A 3,718-nucleotide genomic window follows, 5' to 3' on the forward strand; every position below is an offset into this window, starting at 1 on the left:
GCTCCAGATACCGACCCGTCGGCCGAGCGCCTGCGCATGAGCCGGATCGCCGACAGCGCAGTGAAGCCGGATGAGCGCAAGATCGAGCAGGCTGGTCAACCGCCGGGGATAGTCCGAGGCGACGCGCCGCAACTGCTCGAGGGCGATCGGCGGCGGCGCGTCCTGCGCGTGGACGGTGGCGGGGAGGAGCACCTCCAGTCCCAGCCACACGAAGTCCAGCAAACCGCAGGTCCGGCCGACCGGCAGCGCCTGCGCGGCAAGTTCGAGAGCCGTGGCCAGTTCGCCACGCTCGTAGAGCAGGCGCGCTTTGACGCAGGCGGTCACCGCGGCGATCAGCGTGTCCTCGTTCCGGCTCGCCCGCATCTGTGCTTCGAGATCGTCCAGCACGTCGCCAACGCTGTCGATGTCGCAAGCGGCAATCTCGATGGCCGCCGCGATGTTGGAGGCCCAGGCCCGGCCGTAGATGCTTGTGGTGGGTGCAACGGCGGACATCGACGTGCGTGCGGCGCTGCGCCCGGCGGTGAATTGGTTGTCGACCATAAGCGCCAACGCGAGCGTTCCCGCCGCCGCGCCGCGTTCGAACGGATCGGCGTCGGACGCGTGCTCTAGCCACTGGGGCACGATCGCCTGCAGCGCGCGCATGTCGTCCATGTGCAGCTTGAGCACGATCCTTGCCAGGCCGGCTTTGGCGCGGGCGAGCCGCTTGTGCGCATCTGACGACGAACTCGTCTCGATTTTCGCCTCCATGTCGGACACTGCCGCCGAGGCGTCTTCGTAGCGGCGTTCGAAGACGAGCGCCCACGCCAGCCAGAAGCTCGCTTCGGTGCCCGGCATGCCGCCCAGGCGCGTCACCTTGTCGGCCCAGGCGATGAACGAGGGCAGGTAGCCGTTGCGGCGCACCAGACTCCACGACAGCTTCTCGAGCAAGCGGACCGACAATGTCGAATCTTCGACCTGCACCGCAAGATCGAGCGCCGGCTCGATGAAGCCCTGGCGCTCCAGCCACTGCGCCCCGCGCCGGGCGACGTGCTGTCGGCGCTCGGCGGGCACCACCGTGTCGGCGATCCGCAACAGGTAGCGGCGGAACAGCGCGTGGAAGCGGAACCACTGGCCCTCTTCACCCAGCGTCACGATCAGGATGTTCCTGTCCACAAGGTAGCCCAGGAACCCGGCCGCGCGAGGGCCTTCAACCGACCATGTCAGCAGTTCGGGCGAGAAGCTGGCGAATGGCGCGATCTCAGCCAAGAATTGCTGAAGCTCCCCCGGCAACCGGCTCATCAGGTTTTCGAACAGGCTATCGGCCAGTCGCTGGCCCTCGAAGCGAAAGGGCGCGTCCAGGCTGGCGGGGCCGTTGCCGGTGGATGCCAGGACCTGGATTAGACGGATCGCGGCCGGCCAGCCCTCGGTCTGGGCGAGGACCTGCGCGATCGTACGCGGCGTGTAGCCGTGCATACCGGCGTCGTCGAACAGCGCCGCCACCTCCTCGGGTCCGAAGCCGAGTTCGGCCGGACCGATCGACCGCAACTGCAGCTCCATCATCGCGCGGCGCATATCAAAGGGCGCGTCGGTGGCGCACGAGACCACCAGGTGGCAATCGAACCCGGCATCGAAAGCCAGTCTGTCGATCAGCTCCCGATTTGCGTCTGCATCGCCTAGATCCGCGTTGTCGATGAAGATCGCCACTGGCTCGGGCAAGGCGGCGAGGGCGCGCGCGATTGCCGCGATCCGCTGCCGGGTGGACGGTCCGCGCCGATAGTCAAAAACCGGAGGGGCGTTCGCGGTATCGAGGCCAAGATGCTGCTCCAGAGCGTCGATCGCAGAGGCCTGGCCGCTGTCGTAGGCATCGATGCCCACCCACAGACAGGGCGGGCCTGCCGCGGTGCGCAGGCGGAACAGCTCGGCCAGCATGACCGTCTTCCCATATCCCGGCGGCGCCGTGACCAAGGTGAGCCGGGGCAGGGCGTTGTCCTCAAGGAGCGCCAGCGCCTTGCTCCTGACCGCGGTGAAGGCATAGCGAGGTGGGGCCAGGCGGAACGCGTTGGTCGTCGACGTGCCGGCATCGACCTCATCTTCGGACGTTTCCTGTCCATCCACTGCGGTTCACCTCCCGTCGCAACGCCATTCGCGCCATCGTTGTCTCGTGAGCGGCAATAGGGGCACGCTCGCCAAAGGTGAAGCTAGGGGGCGTTTGCGGGAGGGGGCGGAATCCTACGCTAAGGATTTGGGCCAGCGATATTCCCCGGTTAGATTGATGTGTTCCCATCCCAACGGCGAGACGTGGGCGAGTAGATCAGGCGCGATATGGGTACCGCTGGCGGCCCGGGTATTGACGACCTCGCCGAGCTTCATGGTGTTCCAGAATATGATGATGGCGGCGAGCAGGTTCATTCCGGCGATGCGATAGTGCTGGCCTTCGCCGGATCGATCCCGGATTTCACCTCGGCGGTGGAAGCTGATGGCGCGCTTTAGGGCGTGGTGGGCCTCACCCTTGTTGAGGCCGATCTGAGCCTGGCGCTGGAGGCCGGCATCAAGAATCCAGTCGATCATGAACAGGGTTCGCTCGATGCGGCCCACCTCTCGCAATGCGAGGGCCAGCTCATTCTGGCGCGGGTAAGAGGCGAGCTTGCGAAGAATCTGGCTGGGGGCGACGATCCCCGCTGCGATCGTCGCCATGATGCGCAGGATGTCGGGCCAGTTGCGCTCGATGAGCGGTTCATTGATCTTACCTCCGACCAGCGCTCGCACATTGGCCGGCGTCGCGTTGGGCGTGAAGGCATAGAGTCTTTTCTGAGGGAGATCGCGGATACGGGGGGCGAACCTGTAGCCGAGCAAGGCGCAGGCGGCGAACACATGATCGGTGAAGCCGCCCGTGTCGGCAAAATGCTGGCGAACGCGGCGGCCCGCGTCATTCATGAGCAGCCCGTCCAGGATATAGGGAGCCTCGCTGACCGTTGCCGGGATCACCTGGGTTGCGAACGGCGCATATTGATCGGACACATGGCTGTATCCCTTGAGGCCCGGGACGTTGCCATATTTCGCGTTGATCAGATTCATCGCCTCGCCCTGCTCGGTAGCAAGGAAGAACTGCCCGTCGCTGGATGCCGATTGCCCTTGTCCCCAGAAGGCGGCCATGGGCAGGGCGGCGTGGGCCTCCACGATCATGGCGAGCGCCCGATCATAGGCGCTGCCTTCGACATGCCAGCGCGCGATCCGCAGCAATTCCCAGAAGCTGTGCGTGTTGGTCGCCGCCGCCATCTTGCGCAAACCGAGATTGACGCCTTCCGCCAGCAACACGTTCATCAGGCCGATCCGGTCGCTGCAGGGCGCGCCGGTGCGCAGATGCGTGAACGCCTCGGAAAATCCGGTTCGCTCATCGACTTCCAGCAACAGATCGGTGATCCTCGCGGGCGGGAGCTGTTGATAGAGATCGAGCACGAGATCCTCGGCCCCTTCGGGCGTGTCGGCCCTCAGCTTGTCGATGTGCAGCTTGCCGTTCTCGATGATGCCGCCTGGGATCGTGCCGGTTCGCGCCGCGCGGCCAAACTCCTTCAGCCGTGTATCCAGTCGAGCCCTGCGCTCGGCCAGCCATTCGCCGGGCCGCAGCGGCACGGCGAGCCGCGCGGTCTGCTCTATCGCCTGTGGCGGGACCAGAAGCTGCTTGAGGTCGCCATAGCGGCGCGATCCCGCCAACCATATGTCACCGGACCGGAAGGCGTCG

2 protein-coding genes are annotated in these 3,718 nt (G+C 65.8%); both read right to left on the bottom strand.

Annotated features, from left to right (window positions below):
* The coding region (locus tag KIH45_RS18930) for a winged helix-turn-helix domain-containing protein (RefSeq protein WP_213177507.1) at window positions 1-2,094 on the bottom strand (2,094 nt) is incomplete at its 3' end.
* A 114-nt stretch (window positions 2,095-2,208) separates the two neighbouring features.
* A partial coding sequence (locus KIH45_RS18935) for a Tn3 family transposase (RefSeq protein ID WP_213177508.1) occupies window positions 2,209-3,718 on the bottom strand: 1,510 nt, incomplete at its 5' end.

Origin of the sequence: Croceicoccus gelatinilyticus, assembly GCF_018398395.1 — a bacterium.
GTDB classification, from domain to species: domain Bacteria; phylum Pseudomonadota; class Alphaproteobacteria; order Sphingomonadales; family Sphingomonadaceae; genus Croceicoccus; species Croceicoccus gelatinilyticus.